Genomic DNA, 1,556 nt, shown 5'->3' on the forward strand with positions numbered 1-1,556 from the left:
TTCTTCACACCTGGCCTGCATATAGTTTTTCAATACACCTGCTGAAGGCTGCAGAGGGGAAAAGTATTCGTAACATTCAATTAATCGGCGTGCATCGTACTCAGATTTTTCCAAGACACAAACTGTTGCAGTATGCAAAAACTGCAACAGATCAATATACTCAGCATGATCATGAATACTAATGGCCGAATTATGCTCAAATCTCTGACAACCATCTTGTACACGGGAAACCACCAGTTCCGGGTTAACATCTTTTCCGATCAGCAAATTGAAATGTAACACCTGAACCTTGAGTACATCAAAATTACCCCCACACTTTTTCATCTCCAGAAATTCTTTTTCCCTTTCACTTAAGTGTGGCAATCGACCAAAACTTTTCAAAGCCACTTTGATCGGTAGCTCTGGGCTAAAGTAGGGTGCACAATAATGACTGCCATCACCATTAATGCAACTGGAGACAATATTATCACTACAATACATATCCCAAGTTAAAAACCAATTTATAAAAGACGATATCCTTCCCATATCATCCTTGCCAAGTACAATTTTGTAGATCAGCTCAATAATTTCTCCGCACTCTTGTCTACTGGCTTTAATTAATGTTTTTTTTACCGCTTTAAATTTATGGTTTATCTTAAAATTTTGCTTAAACTCATCAATGTCAGCTTGAGTTATTGATAGACTCTTAGCTTTACAATGATCGATAAATATTTTTTGCATTATAGATATCATACATTCTATAAAATAATCAGGACTGTAAAAATCAGACAATATCTCAAGAAGATATGTAATATCTTCTTGCCTTATGTCAGTATGCACTGAAGCAATTTTTTCTGTAATACGCTGCAGCTCTCTCAACTTATTATCATTTTCAACTTTTAGGTCAGTCTTCATTTTCCTCAGCTGAGAAACTGTCATTTTTTTTCTGGAAACAGGACCAAGCTTATTATCATTATAAGCCGGACCTTTTTCTATAACACGGATGGCTTTTACCAGAAGAATATATTCCGGAGATCTGGTATCAAAAAAAACAGAGCTAAAGCCTGAAGAGCCAAGGTAATTATTAGTAACTTTGGGCTCTACAGTACGCGTTGAAAGACTATCAGAAGCAGTGGCCTGAGCTGGAACCCCTTTTCTTTGTAAAGGAGTGTCAAGCGTTTCAGACGTACTATCCTCAGTAACCAGGGATGCATATTGCGAATGAAATAGATTACACGTCGAGGAGATCATAATTATTCACCAAATCAATAGAAGCCTTTCAAATATTAGAACTACGGAGGATTTTATCAGCAATGTTATTGGCTCTGTTCCACTCAAGAAGCCTTATCACCGGCAATCTGATATACACGGACCCGGAGAAGATAAATAGCTGGCCATATGGAATCGAATATTTCTGGCTGCTTGGGCTGGTACCAGGAGGCTGTCCGAGAATAGACTGCATGGATGCAGGAGCAGTTGCCGAGAGTGCCAACACAATAAGTCAGATATATATGTTTTCATATGCCTGAATCCGTAACTTCAGAAGACGTTGAAACCTTCGGAAGCCGGTCGTGCCG

The 1,556-nt window shown here is 38.6% G+C and carries 1 protein-coding gene; it reads right to left on the reverse strand.

Annotation, left to right across the window (positions count from 1 at the left end):
• On the reverse strand, positions 1-1,230 hold a 1,230-nt coding region (locus KDK14_RS16320), incomplete at its 3' end, for a hypothetical protein (RefSeq protein WP_257266239.1).
• Positions 1,231-1,556 lie beyond the last annotated feature (326 nt).

The sequence above is a fragment of the Endozoicomonas sp. ONNA2 genome (assembly GCF_024606365.1).
GTDB lineage: Bacteria > Pseudomonadota > Gammaproteobacteria > Pseudomonadales > Endozoicomonadaceae > Endozoicomonas.